Origin of the sequence: Pseudoalteromonas agarivorans (assembly GCF_024518735.1) — a bacterium.
Taxonomy (GTDB): Bacteria; Pseudomonadota; Gammaproteobacteria; order Enterobacterales; family Alteromonadaceae; genus Pseudoalteromonas; species Pseudoalteromonas atlantica.
This window is the reverse complement of record NZ_JANIGJ010000008.1, coordinates 69919-95586: the sequence shown is the minus strand read 5'-3', so window position 1 is coordinate 95586 and position 25668 is coordinate 69919. Positions and strand designations below refer to the sequence as shown.

15 protein-coding genes are annotated in these 25668 nt (G+C 40.1%); 11 read left to right on the top strand and 4 right to left on the bottom strand.

Going from position 1 to position 25668, the window contains the following annotated elements; translation table 11 throughout:
* Window positions 1-11: 11 nt before the first annotated feature.
* Window positions 12-1592, bottom strand: a complete 1581-nt coding sequence (bcsG, locus tag NQT65_RS14920) for a cellulose biosynthesis protein BcsG (RefSeq protein ID WP_024032287.1) — start codon at window positions 1590-1592, stop codon at window positions 12-14.
* 169 nt (window positions 1593-1761) lie between these two features.
* Entirely contained in the window at window positions 1762-3384 is a 1623-nt protein-coding gene (bcsE, locus tag NQT65_RS14915) for a cellulose biosynthesis protein BcsE (RefSeq protein WP_256851466.1), read from the bottom strand.
* Between the two features lie 114 nt (window positions 3385-3498).
* On the opposite strand from bcsE, the gene bcsR reads away from it, so the two are divergent.
* The 10 genes from bcsR to fahA all read left to right on the top strand — a co-directional run bounded on the left by bcsR (window position 3499) and on the right by fahA (window position 21701).
* On the top strand, window positions 3499-3678 hold the full coding sequence (gene bcsR, locus NQT65_RS14910; RefSeq protein ID WP_256851465.1) for a BcsR/BcsP family cellulose biosynthesis protein: 180 nt from the start codon (window positions 3499-3501) through the stop codon (window positions 3676-3678).
* Window positions 3679-3709: 31 nt separating this feature from the next.
* Window positions 3710-4423 carry a cellulose biosynthesis protein BcsQ gene (bcsQ, locus tag NQT65_RS14905; protein ID WP_004588340.1) on the top strand — a complete coding sequence of 238 codons (714 nt, stop codon included), beginning with the start codon at window positions 3710-3712 and terminating at the stop codon, window positions 4421-4423.
* Between the two features lie 2 nt (window positions 4424-4425).
* Complete coding sequence (gene bcsA / locus NQT65_RS14900) at window positions 4426-7095, top strand: UDP-forming cellulose synthase catalytic subunit (RefSeq protein ID WP_126007814.1); 2670 nt, start codon at window positions 4426-4428, stop codon at window positions 7093-7095.
* Window positions 7088-9334, top strand: a complete 2247-nt coding sequence (bcsB, locus tag NQT65_RS14895) for a cellulose biosynthesis cyclic di-GMP-binding regulatory protein BcsB (protein ID WP_126007815.1) — start codon at window positions 7088-7090, stop codon at window positions 9332-9334. Before bcsA ends, bcsB begins: the two co-directional genes overlap by 8 nt.
* Window positions 9334-10461, top strand: a complete 1128-nt coding sequence (bcsZ, locus tag NQT65_RS14890; RefSeq protein ID WP_256851464.1) for a cellulose synthase complex periplasmic endoglucanase BcsZ — start codon at window positions 9334-9336, stop codon at window positions 10459-10461. The genes bcsB and bcsZ overlap by 1 nt, the downstream gene beginning before the upstream one ends.
* Window positions 10452-14270 carry a cellulose synthase subunit BcsC-related outer membrane protein gene (locus NQT65_RS14885; RefSeq protein ID WP_256851463.1) on the top strand — a complete coding sequence of 1273 codons (3819 nt, stop codon included), beginning with the start codon at window positions 10452-10454 and terminating at the stop codon, window positions 14268-14270. Before bcsZ ends, NQT65_RS14885 begins: the two co-directional genes overlap by 10 nt.
* A gap of 245 nt (window positions 14271-14515) precedes the next feature.
* Entirely contained in the window at window positions 14516-16009 is a 1494-nt protein-coding gene (locus NQT65_RS14880; RefSeq protein WP_024032295.1) for a peptide MFS transporter, read from the top strand.
* A 145-nt stretch (window positions 16010-16154) separates the two neighbouring features.
* Window positions 16155-18902 carry a metallophosphoesterase gene (locus NQT65_RS14875; RefSeq protein ID WP_256851462.1) on the top strand — a complete coding sequence of 916 codons (2748 nt, stop codon included), beginning with the start codon at window positions 16155-16157 and terminating at the stop codon, window positions 18900-18902.
* A 308-nt stretch (window positions 18903-19210) separates the two neighbouring features.
* The gene (hppD, locus tag NQT65_RS14870) at window positions 19211-20257 is read left to right on the top strand and encodes a 4-hydroxyphenylpyruvate dioxygenase (RefSeq protein WP_138685809.1); all 1047 of its coding nucleotides are present in this window, start codon (window positions 19211-19213) and stop codon (window positions 20255-20257) included.
* A gap of 130 nt (window positions 20258-20387) precedes the next feature.
* Window positions 20388-21701 carry a fumarylacetoacetase gene (gene fahA / locus NQT65_RS14865; RefSeq protein ID WP_126007822.1) on the top strand — a complete coding sequence of 438 codons (1314 nt, stop codon included), beginning with the start codon at window positions 20388-20390 and terminating at the stop codon, window positions 21699-21701.
* Window positions 21702-21817: 116 nt separating this feature from the next.
* Here the strand turns inward: fahA and putP are convergent, their stop codons facing one another.
* Window positions 21818-23296 (bottom strand): sodium/proline symporter PutP, encoded by a 1479-nt coding sequence (putP, locus tag NQT65_RS14860; protein ID WP_054983014.1) that lies wholly within the window; start codon window positions 23294-23296, stop codon window positions 21818-21820.
* A 334-nt stretch (window positions 23297-23630) separates the two neighbouring features.
* Here putP and NQT65_RS14855 point away from each other — a divergent pair, with 334 nt between their 5' ends.
* Window positions 23631-24854 carry an EAL and HDOD domain-containing protein gene (locus NQT65_RS14855; RefSeq protein WP_126007824.1) on the top strand — a complete coding sequence of 408 codons (1224 nt, stop codon included), beginning with the start codon at window positions 23631-23633 and terminating at the stop codon, window positions 24852-24854.
* A gap of 78 nt (window positions 24855-24932) precedes the next feature.
* Here NQT65_RS14855 and NQT65_RS14850 read toward each other — a convergent pair whose 3' ends face one another.
* Window positions 24933-25664: an MlaA family lipoprotein gene (locus NQT65_RS14850; RefSeq protein WP_004588329.1), complete on the bottom strand. Its 732-nt coding sequence runs from the start codon at window positions 25662-25664 to the stop codon at window positions 24933-24935.
* Between the last annotated feature and the right edge of the window lie 4 nt (window positions 25665-25668).

Genomic DNA, 25668 nt, shown 5'->3' with positions numbered 1-25668 from the left:
CGTATACGCAATTAATTTTGCGGATATGGGGTCCAGTCTCCGCCATCTAATTGAATATAAGGGCGCTTATTAACATACATCATTATTGTGTCGGCGTTTTCGGCTACTTTAGGTGCACGAGGCAGCGTATCAACTAAGTCGGCAATATTGCCATTACCTGCAAAAAAGTTTGTGCTAAGCACGCCACTAATTAGCTCCGATAAACCAAAGTAACTTGTTGATTCGCTAACAAGCGTTTGTGAATAACTTTGTACATTTTTACCAATAAACTTAATCGCCACCGGAACAGATACAATACTTGGGCTTGGTATCTCACGAAGCCCAGCAAATTGCACTTTATCGCCTTTTAATGCTGCGCCGTGTTCAGGTACTATCATCAGCATGACATTACGGCCACGTTTTTCTAGGTTTTTAATAAACCCGTTAATATCGTTAAATAAGTTTTTATGTCTAATTGGGTAACTTTCAAGGCTACTCATGCGGGCTTGATTCGCTAGTTGATTGCCATCATGCAAACTGGTGGTGTTGTAATACATAGCACATGGCGCGCAGTCTTCACCTTTATCATTTAACCATGAGTTTAGTACTGCCCCGTCTGAATAAATAGGTTTGTTGTCAAACCCGTATTGAGCAACAGGTAAGTTAGTTATATCGTAAGGCTGCTCATCTATTTTACCAAACTTTTTCACCAAACCTTTAAACTCATCAAAGTGGCCGTCGTGGTTCATAACCACATTGCTTTTGTAACCTAAGTTTTCTAAATTTTTAAACAAGTGACACTGCTCTGGCGCATTTTCAAATAAGGCAGTTTGGCTTGTTTGACCGCAGCTTGCTCGTAGAAGGCGAATTGCAGCAGGCCCAGAGTAAGAAGTAGCCGAATTAAAATCAGAAAACACCACATCAAAATCGCTATATAAATCATCAAGGCTTACGCCAATGGCCTCTAGATCAGCCACGGCCATCGAGCAAATATTTAGTACTATGACATCAAATAACTCGCCATTATATTGCTGAGGGAATTGGCTTGCTAGCAAACTTTGCTGCTGATAAAACTCTTTTAATTGCTGATCAGGCGATTTTGCTTCTTGCGTTACCACTTGTGCTTGTGCACGAGGCGCTGCTGTTTGAACATTATTAGCCGCCACAGGCTGTGTAATTAAATTATCCTCGTTGTTTGTCCCCTGCCAAGCTACAAACATAAGCCCAACTATTGTTACGGTGGTAAAGCGTATCCACTGTGAGCAATACCAAAAGCACACAGTAATAACAAACAGCGCCAATAACATATCAACATTAATAACACGCGCCATGAGCTCTAAAAAGTAGCCAAAGCTAAAGTCTTGCACGTTACCAGCTTGGCGTGTTAAACGGTCTATAGGGGGCAACCACGAATCTTTATAAAGTAAAACAATGGCCATTACTGCGCCTAACCAATGTTTGGCTTTATTTAGTAAAGGGTGCGTGTAAGAAATAGCAAAAAAAGCAGCCAGCGCAGCATTTGCTAATAAGCCAAAGTCGATTGCACCATAATAAAAAAGTGCAAACTTAACTAAAAAATAGAGGTTCCACACCCCTAAGCCTGATAATTTCACTATTTACCCTTCTTTATTCTATTTGGTTTGTAAGGTTCGAGTACTTCATGTTTAAACGTAAGCTGAGCATAGTATTTTTTTATTTTTTTCAGTATCAACGACCCCGACATACATAAAAATACGCCAACTAGCATCGCTAAAATTGCTGTAATCAATAATTGATTAATACTCATACATTACTCTTTATAGCCATTTTGAACGGCACGGCATCTGCGCGCTCGTTTTTAGTAAACTCTGGTGTTTCTAAATTAGTTGCAACACTTGCATCTATTTTTTGCGAAAATTTATAGCTGTCATTCTCTGTTAATTGGGCAGAGTAATCGGTTATATCTTGGCCCGCATAATAACGCCTAAGCTGTTTACATTCTTGCTGAATATAAAAATGATCGGAAATAATATTTTGCTGCGCAAAAAAATCGTTTGTTTCTAATTTAAACAAGTGCTTTATCGCATTGTTTACATCATTTTCGCGACACGCATGTAAGTACAAATACACGGTGTTTTCTACCAAACTGAATACGTCGCCCTCACGCTTTATATGAAATAAATGCAAAGGGTGGATAGGATCAATCCGAGGCAAAAGCTCTAATTTAACCAACACCCCGCTTACCCCTAAATTTACAGCTGAGTCGCTGTGAACTTCTACCTGTTTGGTAAATTCTATAAAAGGCAGGTAACCTTTAGAAAAGGTATTTTCGGTAAATTGAAGTACATGTTCAATAGAAGGCGGTAACGGTCTTGAAAATTGAAACCCTTGAATTGACTGCACCTGTGAGAGCAACCTAGAAGGCTCTGAAAAACTATACAAAATAAGATTAACACCTAAGGTCAAAAATAAGCATTCATCTTGATGGCGGATCACCCCATCAACGTTCTGAATCACTAATTTAAGCCAGCGACCACAGTTTTTTCTCAGCTCAAAACATTGCTTGGCAAGCAGGGCTAAATCGGTATAGCGCGAAACTGCAAATACCAATGTTGCCGCCTCTAATTTAGGGCCTTGAGAAAAAAGCGCATTGTTGTCTTTTATTATTTTATATTTTGCAGGAAGCTTGGTCCCTTCAGGAATAGCTCCTTGTACAATCCACACATCGTCTTCATCTGCAAATACACCCGATGTTGAGGTTTGTTGTTCCGTAATACTATTTTGCTGCACTTTAAAGCAGCCATTTTCAATCATTAATGGATACTGTACAGAGGCGATGATACCTGTACTGTGATGCCAATAATCGTACTCTAGTACGCGCACTGTTGAATCATTTTCAACATATACCAACCCGTCGAGGTCCGAATTTAACCGCCTTAATAAAAAGCGATAGTTAGTCACCTCAGGGCCAGAAACTAAAAATAAGACGGTCGCTCCTGATTGTGTACTAAATTTTTTATAGGTCTGAACACTTTGCATCAGTTGCTTTTGATCCAATGAGGCTAAATCAGTCGTACTAAAGTGAACAATGACTAAAGCGTTATTTAGCTGTTTATAAGCATTTAGCTCTTTTAGGGTGTTGTTAATTATTTGTTGCTTTGGCCAGTCGCGTGTATCTGCCGAAAACCTAAACGGATGCACTTTGTGTTGGTCAAATGCATGATTTAATGCATCGCTAAAAGGGCCTTCAAAAAATGTTTCTATTTGAGAAGAAACAATATAAATATCAGAGGCTGAGGGTTTATTAATTGCATGTAATGCCAGTTCAGTAGCAAAATTGTCTAAAGGGGCTAAAATTGCATATAACGATGCAGGTTTTAGCTCTGCAGCAGAGGGCTGCAAGCCTGAAATGTTAAAGTTTTGCACTGAATTTAGCCTATAAAAAATACTTTTTTACTAGTTTTACCCGCTATTCTATATATAATAGACAAATATTGTCCACTTTAAATAAAAATAATAAACTTCACCATAAAGGCAACAATGCGTAATTTAACGACAAAAAGCTCTGAAACCTTAACATCAAATGACATTGAGAACCTTGCACGACGTTTTGGCGGCAAAAGTGAAGATTACGTTGAAATTGTTAATAAACAAAAAAATAAACAAACAATAAAAAAATACGCATTACTGAACGAAATATACCGAGCAGTAAATACGTAAGTAATAATTAAAACGACAGGTAAACAACCCTTTGCAAAGAATTTTTCTAAAAGGCATTAAAGGCGGCACTGGCGCTACTTCTATGGTTGCCAACTTAGCCTGCGTATTAAAAAAGTCGGGCTCTGACGTTATTGCTATAGATTTAGATTCTAAAAGCGATTTGGGCCTGCACTTTGGCCTGCCTTGGCAGTACAACCACGGCTGGAGTAACGAACAGGACTTTGAACAAGCACTTGAGCACTTTCATCAAGATAGTGATGGCATAGTGTTTTTACCTTTTGGCGATAAAAGTGTTAGTACCGCAGCGTTATTCGATTTTATAAACAATTGCAATAAACTGGATTACAACAATAATGCTTGGCTTCTTTTTGATTGCCCTGCACATATTGATATCACCCACTACCCGCTCGATAAAAACGACATAGTGATTGAAATAGTTAATTGTGATGCTATTTGCCACAGCTTAATTTATAAAAAACTACAAACGTTAAAACACACTGACAACCAGTGGAAACACTTCTTTTTAGTCAATCGTTATAACTCTGCATCAACACTTGAGTTTGACCTGTTTTCTTTATGGCAATCTACCTTGCCGCTTATGGCGCCTTTTTTTATAAATAGTGATGAAGTAATTAAAGAGTCTACAGCCTATAGAAATGTAGCGCTTAACTGTGCGCCTTACAGTGTTGCTAACGATGACTTTGAAACACTTGCCGGCTGGCTTGTAAGTAAATCGGCCCTGTAGTTATGAGCTTTTCTTTATTTTATAAGCGCCCAATACACAGTACTTTGTATTTACTGTTAAGCATTATTTTTACTGAAAAACTTGTACGTTATATTTTATTTAAGTTTCATAGTTATTTTAACCAGCACAAAGTAAACGTAATAGAAGCCTTTTTAATGCCTTTTATTACGCTGATTAGTTCATTGTTTATCAATATAAAAGACCACAAAATTAACTTTGAACTTATTTTATATGATTACTACCCGCATCTTCGCTTGCCGTACCGCACGTTTATTTATTCAAATATTTTGCGCTTTATCATTCAAAGCGCTTATTTGTTATTTTTTAAATACAAACCTAAAAATAACTCTGTAAGGGAGCGGCTATCAAATCAGTTTTATAATGGGATAAGTTATTCACTTAAACAGTTGCGTTGGTTTGACTTAAAACTAGGTAGATTACTAAAGCGTTTGTTATCAAAAAACGTTAAGGGTCCTAAAAAAAGTGCTTTTAAAACCATGGCTGACGCTAAGATTTGGCAAAATAAACTAATAAAATATGTGGTTGTAGCCTTTATATTGTTTTTACTGGCTATTTTTATAACCATTCCGTTTAGCCTAGAAGCGCAAGCCGTGTTTATTAGTTTTATTTTGATAGTGGCATACGGGCTTAAACGCGTTAAAGGGCAAATGGCCACGATTGTAATGATCACCCTATCGGTAACCACTTCATCGCGTTATTTATGGTGGCGCTACACAGAAACCCTCAATTGGGATGACCCTGTTGCGCTTACGTTAGGCGCAGGCTTGCTGCTGGCAGAAACCTATGCGTGGCTAGTGCTCATTTTAGGCTTTTTTCAAACTATAAACCCCCTTGAGCGTAAACCTGTTCCGTTGCCAGAAAACACCGACTTATGGCCAACAGTCGATGTATACATTCCTACTTATAATGAACCATTAAGCGTTGTACAACCTACCACGCTTGCAGCGATGAGCATTGATTGGCCTGCTGATAAGCTCAACGTGTATATTCTTGATGATGGCAAACGCCCTGAGTTTAAAGAATTTGCTCAAAAAGTGGGGGTGGGTTATTTAACACGGCCCGATAATAACCACGCTAAAGCCGGTAATATGAATAGTGCCATGCGCTACACTAACGGCGACTACATTGCTATTTTTGACTGCGACCACGTACCTGCCCGCTCATTTTTACAAATGACCATGGGCCAATTTTTAAAAGACAGCAAAGTATGTTTAGTGCAAACACCGCATCACTTTTTCTCAGCAGACCCGTTTGAGCGTAATTTAAATAACCACAGCCAAATCCCTAATGAAAACATGCTTTTTTATGGGTTGATCCAAGATGGTAATGACATGTGGGATGCCACCTTCTTTTGTGGCTCATGCGCTGTTTTAAAACGCGAAGCACTCGACAATATTGGTGGCTTTGCATTTGAAACGGTAACCGAAGATGCCCACACTGCTCTGCGTATGCAACGTGCCGGTTATAAAACCGCTTATATAAATATCCCACAAGCTGCAGGCCTTGCCACCGACAGCCTCTCTGCACATATTGGCCAGCGTATTCGTTGGGCTCGGGGTATGGCACAAATATTTAGGCTCGATAACCCAATTTTAGGTAAAGGGCTCGATATACCACAGCGCCTGTGCTACTTAAACGCCATGCTGCACTTTTTATCGGGCATTCCGCGTATTGTATTTTTAACCGCACCACTGGCGCTCATATACTTTAATGCTTACATTATTTATGCGCCGTTTTTAGCTATTTTTATTTATGTAGTGCCTACACTCATACAAATAAAAGCGACCAACTCACGAATTCAGGGTAAATATCGCTACTCTTTTTGGGGTGAAGTGTATGAGTCTGTTCTTGCCTGGTACATATTAAAGCCGACAACCGTTGCGCTAATAAACCCTAATAAGGGTAAGTTTAACGTAACAGAAAAAGGCGGCTTAAATGATAAAGAGCATTACGATTGGGGTATATCTAAACCCTACTTGGTACTTTTGCTCATAAACTTAGTTGGCATGCTAGTAGGTGTTTTACGCTTAGGCTTTGGCGATCCGAGCCAAGTGGGCGTTTTGTTAATCAGCATGGGCTGGGCAATTTATAATATTATTATTTTAGGCGCTGCGGTAGCCGTTGCTGCAGAAGCTAGGCAAGTAAGGCAGTCACACCGTATTAAGGCAAACTTTCCGGCGGGCGTGCGCTTAGCAAATGGGCATACGTTAAAAGTTAAAATTACCGATTACTCTGATAATGGAGTGGGTATTGAAACAGAGCACGCTCATTTGTGCCGAGTAAACGACAAAATAGAGCTATTAATGAGCCGCGGTAATAAACAGTTTTCGTTTACAACATATGTATGTAACACCCGAAACAAACAAATAGGCTTAACGTTAAAAGATCTCTCGCTCGAAAAGCAAAAAGCATTTATACAGTGCACCTTTTCAAGAGCGGATGCGTGGCTGGACTGGCAAAATAATTTTCGTCATGACCGCCCTTCATATAGCTTTAAAGAAGTACAAAAAACAAGTTTAAGAGGATTTAGCAATTTATTGTTTCATGCTCCTAAGCCATTACAACCCTTTGTAAAACTAATGACAAAAATTGTTGTATATATAAACTCTTTCACCCCTAAAAAACCAATAGTGCATAATAATTATGATTAAAAATTTGCTTAATACATTTCTAATACTGTTTTTAACATGCAGTGCTTACAAAGCATGTGCTATTGAGCCAATGCACGATAAATCTGTGTTTATAAATGGCTACCCAGAAAGCGCCAACGTGTCTAGTTTAAGATTAGACTTTGCTGCTTTGGGCTTTAATGGCTACAAGCTTGATGGCATAAACAACAACTCAAGAGTGGATTTTACCAACCGCATTGATAAATTAAGCACCGATTTACAGCTTAATTTTTCGTACACAAACTCGCCATCATTGATTGCTAACGTGTCGCATTTAAAAGTGTATTTTAATGAAAACTTAGTCACTGTACTGCCCATAAATGAGCAACTAAGTGTGGTTAAAAATACCGTTAACCATAGCCTAAAACTCAATGCTAAGTATGTACAAGACTACAACCAAGTACGGTTTGAGCTTGTTGGTTATTATGATTTACGTTGCCAAGATTACTTTAGTCGCTCTATTTGGACCGAAATTAATAAATCGAGCAATATCACGCTCAATCAAAAGCAACTGGCAATAGATAGCCGTTTAGAATATTTACCAGAGCCCTTTTTTGATGCCAAAGATTACAATAAGTTAAGCTTACCGTTTGTGTTTGCAAAAACACCTAACACCAAAACAATTGAAGCGGCTGCGACTCTTTCAAGCTGGTTTGGCGCGCAAGCTGACTGGCGTGGTGCTGATTTTCCGGTGGTGATTAACAAATCATTAGATACGCACAGCGTGGTTTTTATTACCAACGATTCAAAGCCTGACTTTTTAAAAGACTATCCCGATGTGGAAAAGCCAACCGTTGAGATTATTTCAAACCCACTACATAGATACAGTAAAATGTTGCTTATTTTAGGGCGTGATGAAGACGATTTAAAAACCGCCGTCACGGGATTGGCCTTTGGCCATAAAGTCATGACCGGCAGAACAGCTAGCATAGAAGCAATTAACCAACTACCGCTTCGCAAGGCGTACGATGCCCCGCGCTGGTTACGCGCTGATAGAGCTGTACACTTTGACGAATTAATTGATTTTGACAATCAGCTACAAGCACAAGGGTTAAATAACGGCCCCGTAAAATTAAATGTGCGTTTTGCTCCAGATTTATTTACTTGGCGCGAAAAAGGCATCCCCATTACATTGCAATATCGCAGCACACCCGAGAGCGAGTCTTTGGACTCTCGGTTAAATATGTTGATTAATCAAAAATTTATTAGTGGATATTTGTTAGATAATGACGACTCTGCACTCAATACTACAAAAACATTATTGCCACTTATTGCCAATACCGATACTACACAAAACGCAGAAAACTTTTCACTGAATGGCATAAACTTAGCCACTCGGAACGAGCTAAACTTTGATTTTAGATTTGGTGTGCTGAAAAAAGGTGAGTGTGCAATAGCACCACCTGGTGGTGAGTTTGGTGTTATTGATGGTAATTCTAATATTGATGTAAGTGGCTTTGATCATTACATTGCCCTGCCAGATTTAAATGTATTTGCGAACAGTGGCTTCCCGTACACCAAATATGCTGATTTACAGCAAACACTTGTATTAATTGACCCGCAGCCTTCTGCAAAAGCGTTAACTTTGCTGTTTAATCTTACCGGTCATTTTGGCGCAATAACGGGGTATCCAACCCACAGAATGACAGTGGCCCATTTAAATGAAAATGTTGATTTAGACGACAAAGATATTTTAGTTGTTGCAAAGCCTGGCAGCACAGCTCAGCAACTAGATGAAGATGCGCATACAAACGTACTTTTAACGAATAACCAACGTGAAATAAAGCAAGCAATTTACAACGGTGCATACGATGAGCAAGCCACAGATAAAATACAAGTAAGTGTAAAAAGTAGCGGAGATATGGCGGTAATTACAGCTTATCAATCACCTTTTGATTCTGAGCGCTCTGTTGTGTCACTTAATGCCACCACTGAAAAAGCCTTTGGCTTGATTAATAAAACCCTTATGGACTCGCAAACATTAAGCCAATTAAAAGGCAGTGCTGCGGTTATAAACTCACAAGGCGTTAAAACAATAAAAACCGAAGAGCAATACTTTGTCGGTCATATTCCTGTACATACGCTGGTGTGGTTCCATTTATCTGACCATCCATTTATTTTAGCTCTGCTTTCAATATTAACGCTGTTACTAATTTCATTTATTTTATGGCGATTACTACAAGCACTCACCCATAAGCGTTTAGCTGAAGGAGATGAATAATGACATTACTTAACCGAGCATTATTAGTAGCCGCTTTTTTAAGTTTTTCTGTGTCAGCGCAAACGCAGCAGTGCGAGCCCTGGCAGGGGTGGCAAGTATTTAAAAATCACTTTATTAGTGATGAAGGCCGCGTAATAGACCTAGGTTCAAAACAAAATATTACCACCTCAGAGGGGCAATCATACGCACTATTTTTTGCGCTAGTAGCAAACGATAAAGCCGCGTTTGATACCATTTTAGATTGGACGCAAGACCATCTCTCTGAAGGCGATTTAAGTACACGTTTGCCTGCTTGGCAATGGGGTGAAACAGGCAATGATACCTATGGGATTTTAGACTCAAACCCAGCATCAGATTCTGATTTGTGGATAGCATATAGTTTATCGCAAGCAGCTATTTTATGGGACGACCGCCGCTATAGTATTTTAGCTGCTGTATTAGCGCAGCGTATTATGCGAGAAGAAACCGCCTATATTTCAGGCTTAGGGCTTACTTTATTACCCGCCCCTGCTGGGTTTGAATTTGAAAATAACACCTATAAACTCAACCCTAGTTATTCACCGTTATTTATTTATCAGCAATTTAGCAAATTATACCCGCACTCACCTTGGCAGCAATTACATGAAGCGTCTGCAAAGCTTATTTTGGATACCGCTAAAAACGGAGTGAGCCCTGATTGGGTGATGTATAGCCCAGCAAAAGGTTTTTATTATGATAAAAAAGCAACCGATTTAGGCAGCTTTAACGCCATTAGGGTTTACTTATGGGCCAGTATGATGGCGAATGATGCGCCTTACAAAGCAAAACTAAGCGAGCAGTTTACCCCTTTTGTAGAGGCTATAAACAACCGTGGCTACGTTCCTTTAAATACCTATGCACGCTCTGGCAAAACCCAAAAGCGTGGCCCATTAGGCTTTAATGCTGCCCTACTGCCCATGCTAAAAGAAAATGGCGATGATTCTTTGGTTATGGCCATTCAACAAAAGTTAATGGTCGATAAGTCATTCACACAAACACGCTATTACGACAGTGTATTAAATCTGTTTGGTAGTAGCGCGCTTAATAAGCGCTTTTCAATAACAGCAGACGGGACGCTCAAGCCAAGGTGGAGCACTGAATGTCGTTAAAATGGGCTGTTGTTTGTACGTTAGCAGTCAGCGCAAGTGTGCATGCTAAAACAAATAATGACATTGATACACACTCTGTTGAGTGGCTTTTAAGCCAAATCAATATTGGTGAAGTGCAAGAAAATAAAGATTTAATTGCCGATAGCTTACAAAAGCTATTGGCCATTGCCCCTAATCGAATAGAAAGCCAGTGTGCGCTTGCTCGTTTTGAGTTTGCCAATGGTAAGGCTATACAAGCAAATCAAATTTTAAGAAAAATTGACGGTAACAACACACGTACCCACCCTTGTGTAGAACAGTTACGATTAATTGCTAGATTAGAAAACGAAGACAAAGCAGATATACAACAAGCTAAATTACTTGCCCGTGCGGGACGTTACGAACAAGCGCGATTAATTTACAACAGGCTTTTTAAAAACTCCTATCCAAGCTTAGCGTTTGAGCTTGAGCATTTAAGTTGGTATGCACAAGAGCAAAGCCAATGGCAAAATGTAAAAAAAGGCTACGAAAGGCTACTACGCAGTTACGAGAACATCGGCGCAGTAGATATTGCATATGCGCGCCACTTACTCAGAAATAACCCCACTGATAGCACCGCACTAACTATTTTAAGTAAATATGGTGCCACCTCTCGCTACAGTAATGAAGTAGAAGCAATCTGGTTAGGTGCTTTATCTAACATGCAATTAAATAGCGCTACAGAGAAACAATTTCAGCGCTACTTTAGCGTGTATCCGTTTAGCAGCAAAGGCGAATTACAGTATCAAGATTTCAAAAAAGATTTAAAAGCGCGACAAAAATTATTAGCTAACCCGGCCTACCAACTATGGCTTAAAGGTGAGGCGTTACTTGAAAAAAACAAGCTCGTTGCTGCAGAGCCGCTTTTACTAAAAGCGCTCAAAGGGCGCCCTAACGATGGCGCAATTATGCGCAGCCTTGGCACCCTTTATTTGCGTATGGGTAAAAATCAAACGTCTTATAATTATTTTACTAAGGCGTATTCGCATACCGCCGATTTTGCCGAGCGAGAAACGCTAAAAGACTTAGCCGCTACTGCAAAGTTTTGGCTTTACATACGCCAAGCTAAAGAAGCCATTAATAATAGTCAATTTAAAACGGCGTTGCTTAAATTAAATTTAGCCGACACACTTGAGCAAGACCCTGCTAGCGTTTTGTATAACCGCGGATTGTTACAATTTGCTCAAGGTAATTATTCACAAGCGGCCGCTATTTATCAAACCGTGTTAAAAAATGATCCGCTTAATAATGGCGCTCTAACAGGGTTATTAGAAATTGTTGAATTGGATAACAATGAGCAATCGTTAATCAAGTTTTATAATGCTTTATCTCAGTCTCAAAAAGCACAACTTAAACCTGTGTATGCGGCAACGTTAAGTAGCCAGCTTCGCGAAAAAGCACGCCAATATAGTGATGCTGGCGATACAGAGCTTGCTGAGCAAACCTTAAAAAAGGCAATTGAACAGGCCCCTGAACAGCCTTGGCTTTATTACGATTTAGCGTTTATTTATCAACAAAACGGGTTAACTAAAAAGGCAAAAACGTTATTTAATAATGTGCTTTGGCAGTTTCCGCTCAATCCACAGTTGCGTTATAGCCATGCTTTATTTTTACGCTCAATTGATGATTATCAAGGCGCTTTAAACACCTTAGAGTATGTGCCGGTTAATGATCGAAATGACGACATAATTTCTCTTGAGCAACAACTTAGGCTCAACGAGTCTCTTCGACAAAGCGAGCGACACTTAAATACTAAAAATAGAACCACGGCTATTTTTCATTTAAGTAATTTAGAAGCGCAAAATTTAACTCCTGTAATGAAAGCCGAGCTATCGCGCAGCTGGTATCAAATAGATGAGAAAAAACACGCTCTAAAGTTAATCAATACTGCATTAAATACTGAGCCCACTTTATCACCTTATTGGCATATGCTTTACGCGCAGTGGCTATTAGAACAAAACGAGCGCCCTGCTGTAGAACAATGGTTTTCTCATTACAGCTTGCCTAATAATGCAAGTGCTGGCGAAGTAGAACAGTACGTCAATTTATACACCACGTATATTAATCAGTATTACGAAGGTGGCGAATTATTAGCAAAGCTTAACCAGCTTGATCAAAAGTACCAAAGTACATCCGCCATCACCACGGCATTAATAAATGCTAATTTAGCTCTGGGGCAGCAAGAGTCAGCAATTATTGTTTATCAGCAAAAACTGAAAAACAATCAGCCAATTGAACCTCAAGCTATGCTTGCAATAGCAAAAGCTTACAGAGAATTAGGTAACGACTTTCAGGCAAAAGAAGTCACTGAGCGCGCAATAACGCAAACAGATGATCAGCAAGCCTACTTACAACGCCAAATAATGGCCTCGTTAAATGACTTTAACTACGCAGGTGATGCTTTAGTTTTAGCCAATCAATTAATTGCTAAATCACCCAATGATAAAGAGCTTAGTTATTTGGGCGCTGAAGTTGCTCGAAATTTTAATGAACAAGACCAAGCTAAGCAATGGTATTTAAAAACGCTATCAAGCGAGCAACGCCTAAACGATGAATCGTTTTATAAACAAATTGCTCGCATAGATGAAAATGATGCGTGGTATATTAATGGCGCTAAGCGCGAGCTTATAAATGAGCAAAGCAAAAACCAAGCATACATTGCTATTGGGGTAAACTTTAGTGGCCAAACAAGCACCGAAAGCGAGGCGACTCTTGGCGCAGGCTTAGTACCTATTGAGGCCTACTTTCCACTTTGGCAAGGCCAAGGGTTTATTAAAATAGACCCAACCACTATTAGCGCACAAACAACTCGCTTTGATGAGCAATTTGCTGGTAGCCGCTACGGCCAAGGTGCACTTTGTATATTTACCTGTGCTATTAATGAAGTAAGCCCTGAGCAAGATGGGGTCGACATAGGTATTGGGTGGCAAAATGAAAATTGGCGTGTTGATGTAGGCACGACCCCACTTGGCTTTTTAATTGAAGACATAGTATGGGGTGTAAATTACGCCAACAGTATTGGCGACTTTGGTTATAGCCTAGAGCTCGAAAAACGCCCTGTAACAAGTTCCGTGCTCTCTTATGCTGGGCTTGAAGATGTAAATACCGGTGAAATTTGGGGCGGCGTGCGCTCAACAGGCCTAACTGCCAACCTATCTCATGACTTAGGTGGCGATTGGGGCTTTTGGTCAAGCGCCGACTTTACGCTCTATAAAGGGCAAAATGTTAAAGATAACCAACGCTATAGAGTAATGGGCGGGTCTTATTATCGCGTTATTAGTAATCAAGAACGCGAATTTACCGTCGGCGCAAGTCTATTACATTGGGCATATCAGTATAATTTAAGTGAAGAAACATGGGGCCACGGCGGTTACTATAGCCCACAAAACTACGTTGGGTTGTCGGTGCCTTTAAGCTACGATGCGCGCTGGGGCGATGACTTTGTTTATCGCTTAAAAACAGGGATTTCGTATTCGCAAACAAAAACCCAAGCCATTGATTTTTATCCTAACGATACTGACTTGCAGCTACAAGCCTACGATAGAGAAGCGATTACCGGGGTAGACCCAGTATTTGAGAGTGATGACAGCTCTGGCGTGTCATACAATCTTGAAGGGAGCTTTGAGTACCGTATAACGCCACATTGGTTTTTTGGTGGTTATTTAGCCATCGATCGCGCTGACTTTTACGAACCAAACTTTGGCCAGCTCTATATTCGCTATTACTTCAATCCTGTGTACGGGACGTTAGAGTTTCCTGGCACCCCAATTATTCCCTATGCAGACTTTTAACGCAGTGCAAGGTGATACATCGCGAATGCTTCCCCTCGCACTAAGGTATATGTATACTTGAGCGCAATTGTAACTAGGATAAGGGTGTGTCTCTTACCTTGTGGTGTTACTACCATTTAGCAAATCATTATCTTAGCTACAAATAATATACAGATGGTCGAGCGTTTTAGTGCCCCATGGCACAAAACAGCTAAAGCAAAAAATTATAAGGCCATTACAACAATTCTTAAAGTTAGGAAGTAAATATGAGTTCAGCTCCAGATAGTGGTTGGTTTGGCCACCCTAAAGGACTTTCGACATTGTTCTTCACTGAGATGTGGGAACGAATGAGTTACTACGGCATGCGAGCGATGCTCGTATTGTTTATGACAGCAAGCCTACAAGAAGAAGGCCTTGCCTTTACGGTTGCATCAGCTGCTGCAATTTACGGTTTATACACAGGTGCCGTTTATTTCTTAGGCTTACCGGGTGGTTGGCTAGCGGATAGATTATTCGGTGGTCAAAAGGCCGTATGGTACGGCGGTATCATCATCATGTGTGGCCATATTATTTTGGCCGTGCCTCATGAGTATTCATTTTTTATTGGTTTGATCTTTGTTGCTACAGGTACTGGTTTGCTAAAACCAAATATCAGCGCAATGGTAGGCCAGTTATACAGCGATGCTGATGAGCGCCGTGATGGCGGTTACGCTATATACTACATGGGTATTAACTTAGGTTCTTTAATTGGTTACTACGTATGTGGCTACTTTATGGAAAACGTAGGTTGGCACTGGGCATTTGGTGCAGCTGCTGTGGGTATGGCTATTGGCTTAATCCAATATAAGCGTACGCTTAACAACCTACCAGAGCACAGTGCACTACCGGCTAACCCATTAAGCGCTAAAGGTGCATCTCGTGCATGGTTTGGTATTGCTGCTTTTGTTGTTATTGCCGCTGGTGTGACCGCTGCAGCAATGACGGGCGCAATTATTATTAACCCAACCGTTGTTGCAGGCTACACAGCTGTAGTGTTTACTATTATATTCTTTATTTATTTCGGGGTTATTTACTTTACAGGTAAATTAACAGCGGGCGAAAAGCAAAGAATGTGGGCACTATTTTTAGTGTGCGTTGCCTCTGCGTGTTTTTGGTCTGGCTTTGAGCAAGCGGGTTCATCACTTAACCTATTTGCCCGTGATTACACAGATCGCCTTATTGGTACTTTTGAAATTCCGACTACGTGGTTCCAATCTTTAAACTCACTATTTATTATTGCTTTATCGCCATTTTTTGCCGCGCTTTGGATTAACTTATCTAAAAAGATGGTATCGCCGACTTACAGCGTAAAATGTGCAATGGGCTTAATTATTATGGCTTCTGGCTTTTTAGTTATGTTTATGGCCGCTCACTACGCAGCTGAAGGCTTAAAAGTAGCGCCATACTGGCTGGTAACAACCTACTTTTTACATACAGTGGGTGAGCTTTGTTTAAGCCCTGTAGCATTAAGTGCGGTAAGTAAACTTTCGCCGCGTCGTTACACAGGCCAAATGATGGGTGTATTTGTATTAACTTATTCAATTGGTAACATTATTGCTGGCTTACTGGCTGGTAACTTTGATCCAAATAACGTTGAAGAAATCCCTAACTTATACTTACAAATTGCCTTATTTAGCATTGGCGTAGGTATTGTTTTAGTGCTTATGAGCTTTAAAGCGAAAGTATGGGAAAAACAAGGCCTAGAAGAAAAAGCTGCATAATATTGCACGTTTAATTACGCGTAATACTAATTATAATTTCCCCCATAGCCGCTATGGGGGAAATTTTCTCAAATTTCTATATCACCTCGCTGTAAACTGGTATCATCTGCTGATTAATTTTTAACTAGTCTCAGGGACGCAGTACATGCGCTTGTTAACTTTATCTCACACCCTATTTTTAACCTTAAGCATTCTTTTTTTATCAGCCTGTGGTGGTTCAGACGATCAAGTTACAACTAACCCTAATGATCCCGTTGAGCCTGAGCCTAGCGAGTTAACTGTATCTACAACTACCGGTTTAGATGTCAGCCTTGATGAAGGAAGCTTTTTACTGACTGTACCTGCCAATGCCGTCTCTCAAAATACTGAGCTTACTTACGAAAAAACAGTATTAGATGATGCAAATGCACTACTAAATATTATCTCAGATATACACCTACTCACCCCAAATACGCTTTCTTTTAGTAATCCAATAACAATTACCATAAAAATACCTGATGATTACCAATTAGGAGGCCAGCTATTTATTGCTAGACAATCTGGCGATAGCTGGGCAGTTATTGATAACTCTTTTGTTGCAGATGGTTTTGTAAGTGCGCAAGTAACAACACTAGGAACCTTCGCTATTATAATGCAGCGCAATGAGGCCTTTGCAGCTATAGGCCCAACGTGTGATGCCACAGCCACAGAGCAATCGGTTAGATTTGTTCATGTTGCCGACCTACACGCGCGGTTCGGTTATGAGGAGCAATACTTTAGCCGCATAAAAGCCTACTACAACCAAGTACTTGCACAAACGCCGCATACCCTTTTTACCAACGGGGGTGATGACTACGAAAAAGGCACTGTTGCTGAGCAACTATCACAAGGTAGCGCTACAGAAGAAGCCATTAAAGCCATGCAGTTTGATTTACGTGTGGTAGGAAATCACGACTATGCATGGGGGCCAGAAAAATTATTAAGCTACTCGCAAGATGATAACGCCATAGTACTTGCCAGTAATACACGCTATGAAGGCGAACAATTACAAGATTTTGCCGCTGTAGGCTTTGCTAAAGTACAAGTAGGCTGTGTGACCTTAGGTGTCTTTGGTATGACCTCAGTACCTTGGAACGAGCTAGATGAACCGATAGATGATGAGCCTATACCTGACTTTATCAAACAATTTAAAATGAGCTGGCAGTGGCAACAAATAGCACAAAGTATAGTAAACCAATACCAAGGCGATGTTGACTACATGGTAATGCTAAGCCATTTAGGTGAAGGCTTAGACATTGATATGGCAACCGATGTAAGCGGTATTGATTTAGTGTTAGGCGGTCATACTCATGGCGGTGAAAGTTATAATACGCTCGAGAACGGCGCTGTGGTTATTCAGCCAGATTTTTACGCCAAAGGCATCACCGATGTTACTCTTACGTTTAACTTGCAAGATAAAACATCGCCAACAATAGATTACAGCACGATTGAAACTGACAGCATCAGCGAACGTGATGAACCAACTAAACTGGCAATTGATGAAATTATGGGCCGCTATGCGCCTGATGCAAACACAGAAATTGCTATTTCTGAAAACTACCCAAGTAGTTTAGAACTTGCAGAAATAACGGCTTTAGCTGCAGCCCATGCAAGTGATATAACGGCGGCCTTGCTTAACCCAGAATTAGTACAAACGAGGTGGACACCAGGGACCTTAACGCAAGAAGACTTTCATAAAGCCTACTATGTTGAGCGCCAGCCCTCTAACACTCCTGGCTTTAATTCGTTATATAGCGTAACGGTTACAGGTAGCGATTTAAACACCATGTTTGCCAGTCAACCCGATTGGTTTTTACTCAAACCAGATGATATACAAGCTGCGAGCACTTATCAGGTTGCGTTGTTTAAAGGCGCAGCGCTTAATCCTGAGCTATTTTTTAGCGGTGTTACCTTTTCAAATGTAGAAGCTATTGACGAAGCATGGTGGTTACTTGATCAATATGCGCGTTTTAGAACAAGCCAATGCTTATACCTAGATACCGATAATCAACTCTTTTCATGTAATGAGCAAAGTAATGTCACAGTGTGGAATTTTGATGATGCAAATAGCCCTTTGGCAGCAGATTATGGCCCATCAGTATTGAGCTATTTTGACCCAGAACAAACAAACTGGGGCCCTGAAGAAACGCAATATAATACAACTCAAGCACTTGGTATTGCTGATTTTGCTGATGGCAGCTCAGGTGTAATGGCGTTTTCACGCCACGCCCCTACCGAGGGGTTATTAATAACCTTAAATACACCTGCCAATGGTGATTATGCAAGTGAAGGAATGGTTTCTGATTACACCTTAGTAATGGACTTATATTGGCCAGAAGAAGGCAAAGATATTTATCGCGCTATCATGCAAGCAAACACACAAGATTACCTCACTGATGATGCCGATATGTTTATCGACCCAACCGGCGGTTATGGTAAATCAACCAGTGATAGTGGTTACTTTGGACAAACAGAGCCTGAAAACTGGCACCGAGTTGCATTTGTATTTTATACCGCCCCCAGTAATGGGGTATTTGAAGTGTACATAGACGGCGAGCTTGCTGGTGTTAAAGAAGACGGTGAAATAAATAACACCTGGGCATTAACGTCATCTGTTTTACTCTTTACAGATAACAACTTTGAAACAGTGCCCGGTTATTTAAACGCCCTTTTATATGCTGGGCGCGCCCTGACTCGAGACGAAATTAAAAGCATGGGCAGTGCACAATCAAAGCTGACATTTACCCCTACAACACGGGTATTAAACCAAGCTATTGAGCGCCATTACCAAGCAGCTCCAACCGTAAAACCTAACCTTTGGCTCGAGCAGCGCAACACGTTTTTTAACAACAGCACACAAAGTGTAAACAATTAAATACAAAAAACATTACGTAACTACATTTTTAAAAGAGGTTTTATTTTTATAAAACCTCTTTTTTATTTATTTATATCAATACCTTAAACTTTAATAAACGAAAAGCATCAAGCTAATACATGCTCGTTTACCCTAAAGCGTAAGGTCTAAACCTATTGACTAAGTAAACGTCTTATTAAATTTACAGTTTGCTCGAATGCTAAATCTGCTCCCCCTCTTCCCCAAACTTAAAATCTAGTTGATTATCTAGCTCAACACGACAACAACACATAATCGCAGTAGCAATATTTATTGCAGGAGTAATAAAAATGAGTGAAGCAAATAATCCACTAGGTTTAGTTGGTATTGAGTTTACTGAATACGCAACACCTGATACAGACTACATGGATAAGGTGTTTACTGATTTTGGTTTTTCAAAATTAAAAAAATTTAAAGGCAAAGATATTGTCTATTACAACCAAAACGACATTCACTTTTTACTAAATAACGAACGCGATGGTTTTTCTGCTGAATTTGCAAAAAGTCATGGCCCAGCAATTTGCTCTATGGGTTGGCGCGTTGAGGATGCACAGCATGCATTTGAAACAGCTGTAGCACGTGGTGCAAAACCCGCAACCGACTCAACCCATAAAGACTTACCTTACCCCGCCATTTACGGTATTGGCGATAGCCTGATTTACTTTATTGAGCAATTTGGTGATAAAGGGTCTATTTATGAGTCTGACTTTGAAGATTTATCATCACCTAATGTAGTTGAAGATAAAGGCTTTATACGTATAGATCACTTAACTAATAACGTTTACAAAGGCACTATGGAAACATGGGCAAACTTTTACAAAGACGTGTTTGGTTTTACAGAAGTACGCTATTTCGATATTAAAGGTCAAAAAACAGCGTTGCTATCGTATGCATTAAAATCACCCTGTGGCACCTTCTCAATTCCTATTAATGAAGGTAAAGGCAATAACAACAACCAAATTGACGAGTATTTAGGCGAATATAATGGCCCTGGTGTACAACATCTCGCGTTTTTAACTGACGATTTAGTTAGCTCGCTTGATAAGCTTGATAAATCGACCATTGCTACTTTAGACATTATTCCTGAGTATTACGACACTATTTTTGACCGTGTGCCGTGGGTTGCAGAAGATAAAGAAAAAATTCGCGAGCATCAAATATTAGTCGATAGCCAAAGTGAAAACTGCTACCTATTACAAATTTTCTCTAAAAACCTATTTGGACCTATTTTTATAGAAATGATCCAACGTGTAGATGATGGTGGTTTTGGTGAAGGTAATTTCCAAGCATTGTTTGAGTCAATTGAGCGAGACCAAGAGCGCCGCGGCGTTTTATAACTTTTTTGAGTAAATTAAAAGCAGCGATCTTCGCTGCTTTTTGTCGTTTTAATATTTAAAAAGTAGGGTGCAAGATACAAGTATGCTTAAATAAATGCATGCACCCAACATCAAACCTAAAGGATAAGTAATGAGCCAAATTAACGAAACCCACGACATTAATTTAACTAGCTGGGTAGAGTCGGCCAATATTAAAGGCTGTGACTTCCCGATTCAAAATTTACCTTTTGCAGAATTTCGTACTAAAAACACAAATGAAGAATTTAGAGGCGGGGTTGCTATTGGCGATCAGGTTATTGATTTAGCAAAATTGAGCCACTTAAACATTTTTACCGGTGATGCTAAAACAGCCCTAGATGCAGCAAGCGAATCAACACTAAATACATTTATGGGTTTAGGGAAGCAATACTGGTCAGCACTGCGCTTAGCGCTTTCAAAAGCATTGCGTGAAGGCGCACAGCAACAAAAAGAAATGCAAAGTACCCTTATTGCGCAAGCTGATATAGAGTTTTCGCTGCCGTGTCGTATTGGTGATTACACCGACTTTTATACCTCAATTTACCATGCAACCGCCGTTGGTAGCTTGTTTAGACCAGACAACCCGCTTTTACCAAACTATAAATGGGTGCCGATTGGCTATCATGGCCGCTCTTCATCTATTGATGTATCGGGGCAAACATTTCACCGCCCTAAAGGGCAAACTAAAGCGCCCGATGCAGATACCCCATCATTTGGCCCATGTAAACGCCTAGATTACGAGTTAGAGCTTGGTATTTACTTAGGCAAAGGCAATGCGCTGGGTGATGCTATCGCCATTGAAAACGCTGAAAACCATGTATTTGGTTTTTGTGTATTTAACGATTGGTCAGCACGAGATTTACAAGCATGGGAATACCAACCATTAGGCCCGTTTTTAGCTAAAAACTTTGCATCAACCGTATCGCCTTGGATTGTCACCACTGAAGCACTTGCACCTTTTAGAACTAGCTGGACACGTGATGAAAACGATCCACAGCCAATGCCGTACCTAGAATCTGCCGCTAATCGCGAGCAAGGAGCATTTGATATCCAGATGGATGTTAAAATTCAGACTCAAAAAATGCGTGATGAAAACCACCAACCTAAGCAGGTCTCTGCCTCAAGCTTCAAACATTCATATTGGACTGTGGCGCAAATGGTGACCCACCATACTGTAAATGGCTGTAACTTTATGCCAGGTGATATGCTCGGCTCTGGCACGCAGTCAGGCCCTACACATAAAGAAGCGGGCTCTTTATTAGAGCTTTCTCGTGGTGGTAAAGAAAAAATAACCCTGAGTAATGGTGAGCAACGCAGCTTTTTAGAAGATGGCGATAATGTAATTATGCGCGGCTGGTGTGAAAAACCAGGCTATGCCCGTATTGGCTTTGGTAGTGTAGAAAGCACAGTATTACCTGCTAAATAACTTATAGGTTATTGATATGTCCTAAATAAGCAAACACATTTGAGGACAACACATAGCAAATAAAAAAGCCACCTAGTTAAACTAGGTGGCTTTTTCGTATCTAAAGTACGGGTTGATTAAAGGTCTTTTTCAACCTCATCAAATAGCGCAGTAATATTTTGCGCTGGCTCTTTCGTCGCTAAGCTTACAACGACAATTGCAATACTTGCTAAAATAAAGCCTGGTACAATTTCGTACATGTAACTGCTTAAGCTTTGTCCATCAATCATAAATGGTGAGTAAATCCAAAACAGAACCGTACCAGCACCTACAACCATACCTGCTAGTGCGCCTTCAAAGTTCATGCGTTTCCAGTACAGGCTAAATAAAACCAGTGGGCCAAATGCCGCACCAAAACCTGCCCATGCATTACTTACTAAGCTTAATATTGAGCTGTCTCTATCGTACGCTAAGTAAATAGCACATAGAGCGACTGCTGCTACACTAATTCGTCCTACAGTAACAAGCTCTGTGTCGCTTGCTTCTTTGCGTAAAAACGTTTTGTAAAAATCTTCAGTTAACGAACTTGAGCTAACAAGTAACTGCGAAGAAATTGTACTCATGATTGCAGCTAAAATAGCCGCCAATAAGAAACCAGCAATTAATGGGTGGAATAATAACTCAGAAAGAATTAAGAAAATGGTTTCTGGGTCTTCAACAACAATGTTGTTTTCGTAAGTGTACGCGGCACCAAATAAACCAGTACCCACAGCACCAATGGCTGCAACTATCATCCATGTCATACCAATACGGCGAGCCGTTGGCATATCTTTTACGCTACGCACCGACATAAAACGTACAATAATATGAGGTTGACCAAAGTAGCCTAAACCCCATGCCATTGCCGAAATAATCCCTAATGCAGAGCCTGCACCTATCCAATTAAGCATATCGGGGTTAACGCTATGAAGTGTTGACTCTAGCGGTTGATCTAATAAAGAGTAAGCAACGGTCGGCACCAGTATCAAGGCAATAAACATAATACAGCCTTGCACAAAGTCAGTTAAGCTAACTGCTAAGAAGCCACCAAATAAGGTATATAAAACAACAACACCAGTGGTGATGTATAAACCCATTTCGTAACTTAAGCCAAACGAGCTTTCAAACAATTTACCGCCTGCTACAACACCTGATGATGTATAAAGCGTAAAGAACACAATAATTACTACCGCAGAAACTACACGTAAAAGGTTTGATTTATCATTAAAACGATTAGAGAAGTAGTCTGGGATTGTGATTGAGTCGTTTGCTTTTTCAGTGTAAACACGCAAACGAGGCGCAACTAAAAAGTAGTTTAACCACGCACCAATAACCAAGCCTATTGCTATCCATGTGCTACTAAAGCCAGTAACGAACATAGCGCCAGGTAAGCCCATTAAAATCCAACCGCTCATATCCGATGCGCCAGCAGATAATGCTGCAACACTTGGAGATAAGCTACGTCCACCTAGCATATAACCCGAAACATCACTTGTAGACTGTTTGTATGCATAAAGTCCAATGCCAAGCATGACTATAAAATACAATACCAGTGAAATAATCATTCCTGTTTCCAAATTCGCCTCCACAAAGTTGTATAAAACAGGCTTTTAATCCTAATAATGACTCTTAAAATATTATAATAAAGACACTATTGGGGTAAAAACCATCCGTCTTGACTATACCATGCTTAAAGGTGATAACTCCAACTTGTTACACTGAAGTGAACAAAAAACAGCCGCATTGACTATTTAACCCTCAAACACCCGGTATACGGTAAATTTATTTACATATATAGCTAATATTTAATAACAATTCATTAAATCAATAATAATTACCTAATGCTATTTCGAACGTTTTGCCATATATTATAGCCATTGCTAATAATTATTATTTTGTACGGAACTATTTATGTATTTTTATGCTGCACGCCAACCTATTTTAGACCGCGAAAAGGAGCTTGTTGGATACGAGTTATTATTTCGCGATGGCGTTGATAATGTATTTCCAGACATAGACGGTGACGAAGCAACAACGAAGCTAATCGAAGGGAGTCAGTTTAATTTTGGCTTAGAAGATTTAACTGGCAACAAACCCGCCTATATTAACTTTACCCTAGAAACCTTACTTAAAGGTTACCCTACTATGTTAGGGAAAGAGACGGTCGTTGTAGAAATCCTTGAAACAGTGCAACCAGGTAAGCGCTTACTGGCTATTGTTAAAGATTTAAAAGAAAAAGGCTACACCCTAGCGCTTGATGATTACATTCACCAACCAGTATGGCGCCATTTTTACCCATATATCGATATTATAAAAATAGACTTTTTAACCACTGATGAAAGTGCAATAAAAACCATAATTAACGATATTAAAGCCTATCCACACATCAAGCTTTTAGCTGAAAAAGTAGAAACCTATGAAGCTTATAATTTAGCTCTAGAGCTTGGGTTTGAATATTTTCAGGGGTTCTTTTTTTCAAAGCCTGAAATGGTACAAAGTAAAGCACTGCCGCCATCAGAAATGGCATTAGCAGAGCTGCTTTATGAAACCTCATCTGTTGAAATGGATCTTAAAAAGATAACCGATGTGTTTGAACGTGACGTAAATCTATCATACAAATTATTGCGTTATTCAAACTCAGCTGCGTTTGCGCGCAGAGCCGAAATAAACACAATCAAACAAGCACTCATCGTCCTTGGCGCTAACGAAATTAAAAAGCTGTTATCTTTGTTATTTGCAGCGCAAGTTTCTGCCGATAAACCTGTTGAGCTAATTAGGCTTTCGCTAACACGTGCACGATTTGGCGAACTACTTGCTATTTCACACGGGCAGTTTAAAGATACCGGTATGGCCTTTTTAACTGGCATGATGTCGCTTATGGACGCTATTTTAGATGAAACCATGGAAAGCGTTATGCAAAAGCTCCCGCTGTCTGCAGAGATAAAAGCTGCGCTATTGAATGACGAAGGCCTGCTTGCTCAGTATCTAAACTTGGTTAAGTTTTATGAGCACGCAGATTGGGAAGCCGCCAACGAAATTGCTAAACAGTTAAATTTAGGCGAAGAAGTTGCCAACGCATACCATGACGCCTTAACCTGGGTTAATGAGCAAATGCAGCTGATGGTTAAAGAATAATAAACATTAGAGCTTATTTAAGCTCAAAATACACATAAAAAAATGCCAGCAATTGCTGGCATTTTTTATAGCTGTTATTTATAAGCTTTCTAAAAAGTCTTCATCAAAGTCTTCAGGCTCTTCTTTGATTGGAGGATTGCCGTCGTATAGCTCATAAAGCTGACGCTGAAAGTATATGTCTTTAACAAACAAGTACGGGTCAAGAGAGTCATTAAGTAGGCCTTCTTGCGGGATAAGTGAAGCACGAGCTTCAACCGCTTTAAGCGCAAAAACTAAAATAGTTTGAGGCGTAGTCAGGGCGATTTCTGGTAACACAAAGTTATCAACTACATCGCCTGTTAAGTTACGTGCTGTAGTTGGTCCCATTGCTGGCAGCATAATATATGCGCCGTCGCCAACGCCCCACACGCCCAATGTTTGGCCAAAGTCTTCATCTACCAGCTCAAGTCCAAGTGAACTTGCAACATCAAAAATACCAAACACACCTACCGTAGAGTTAACTAAAAAACGCGCTAAACTCACGCCTGCGTTGCCCGCTTTACCTTGTAGCCCTGCGTTTATCATATCAACAGGCGCACTAATATTATCGGTAAAGTTAACAATCCCATTGCGTACAGGTACAGGGGTCACTTCTACATACCCTACAGCCACTGGGCGTAAAATATAAGCATCAAGAATATCCATATTAAAGTCGTACAATGGACGGTTAATGCTTTGTAGCGGGTCGCGCTCATCAACTTTGTTTTCTGGTACTTGTGCACATCCGGCTAGCACCAATAAACATAAAAAAGTAAAACTATGCTTTAACATCTAA

What these genes read in the sequence shown, in the direction of transcription:
- NQT65_RS14875 (WP_256851462.1), top strand. Translation starts at nt 16,155, where the DNA reads ATGCGCTTGTTAACTTTATCTCACACCCTATTTTTAACCTTAAGCATT.
- bcsR (WP_256851465.1), top strand. Translation starts at nt 3,499, where the DNA reads ATGCGTAATTTAACGACAAAAAGCTCTGAAACCTTAACATCAAATGAC.
- bcsA (WP_126007814.1), top strand. Translation starts at nt 4,426, where the DNA reads ATGAGCTTTTCTTTATTTTATAAGCGCCCAATACACAGTACTTTGTAT.
- NQT65_RS14885 (WP_256851463.1), top strand. Translation starts at nt 10,452, where the DNA reads ATGTCGTTAAAATGGGCTGTTGTTTGTACGTTAGCAGTCAGCGCAAGT.
- bcsB (WP_126007815.1), top strand. Translation starts at nt 7,088, where the DNA reads ATGATTAAAAATTTGCTTAATACATTTCTAATACTGTTTTTAACATGC.
- hppD (WP_138685809.1), top strand. Translation starts at nt 19,211, where the DNA reads ATGAGTGAAGCAAATAATCCACTAGGTTTAGTTGGTATTGAGTTTACT.
- fahA (WP_126007822.1), top strand. Translation starts at nt 20,388, where the DNA reads ATGAGCCAAATTAACGAAACCCACGACATTAATTTAACTAGCTGGGTA.
- bcsZ (WP_256851464.1), top strand. Translation starts at nt 9,334, where the DNA reads ATGACATTACTTAACCGAGCATTATTAGTAGCCGCTTTTTTAAGTTTT.
- NQT65_RS14850 (WP_004588329.1), bottom strand. Translation starts at nt 25,664, where the DNA reads ATGTTAAAGCATAGTTTTACTTTTTTATGTTTATTGGTGCTAGCCGGA.
- NQT65_RS14880 (WP_024032295.1), top strand. Translation starts at nt 14,516, where the DNA reads ATGAGTTCAGCTCCAGATAGTGGTTGGTTTGGCCACCCTAAAGGACTT.
- NQT65_RS14855 (WP_126007824.1), top strand. Translation starts at nt 23,631, where the DNA reads ATGTATTTTTATGCTGCACGCCAACCTATTTTAGACCGCGAAAAGGAG.